Source organism: Vibrio sp. 1727, assembly GCF_033344415.1.
GTDB lineage: Bacteria > Pseudomonadota > Gammaproteobacteria > Enterobacterales > Vibrionaceae > Vibrio > Vibrio alginolyticus.
The window spans coordinates 1-500 of record NZ_JAWPOT010000736.1; the positions used below are offsets into that span (position 1 = coordinate 1).

Below are 500 nucleotides of genomic sequence, written 5' to 3' on the forward strand. Positions count from 1 at the left end.
TCGATACGGTCAAGCTTGATCATGCCATTTGGAAAAACAACATCTATCGCTTGCTGCAAAGTGGCTCTTTTGGTGAAACCGTCAATAGCCATTCAGAATGTCGATTGGGCCAGTGGTACTACCGAGGTGACGGCAAAGCATATAGCCAACTAAGAAGCTACGCGCAGCTCGAAGCGCCACACAAAGGTGTGCACGATAGCGGCCGTGATGCAATGAACCACGCGAAGTCAGGAAATATGGCTGGCATGGTGACCTCCATCAACTCGATGGAAGACGCGAGTGAGCAAGTGGTGATTCACATTGACCGCTTGATGGATGAAATCATCGCAAACTAAGACTTATGCCTCCCTTTGTTTTTATTGCGATGCAAGGGGAGGTAGCTGCGTTTCTAGCCATTCGATAAACGCCGCATTTTTCGGTCTGTGCTGCTGGCCGTTTAAACAAATCAAATCGTACCCTCTCCCTGTGTTAACGCGTTCAAAAGGCGCGACAAGTTCTCC

The 500-nt window shown here is 49.0% G+C and carries 1 protein-coding gene and 1 pseudogene; one reads left to right on the forward strand and one right to left on the reverse strand.

Annotated elements, in window-relative coordinates; genetic code table 11:
• The coding region (locus tag R8O10_RS27880; protein ID WP_318192316.1) for a CZB domain-containing protein at positions 1-335 on the forward strand (335 nt) is incomplete at its 5' end.
• 21 nt (positions 336-356) lie between these two features.
• Here the strand turns inward: R8O10_RS27880 and R8O10_RS27885 are convergent.
• A pseudogene (locus R8O10_RS27885) lies at positions 357-500 on the reverse strand (LysR family transcriptional regulator); the annotation flags it as partial.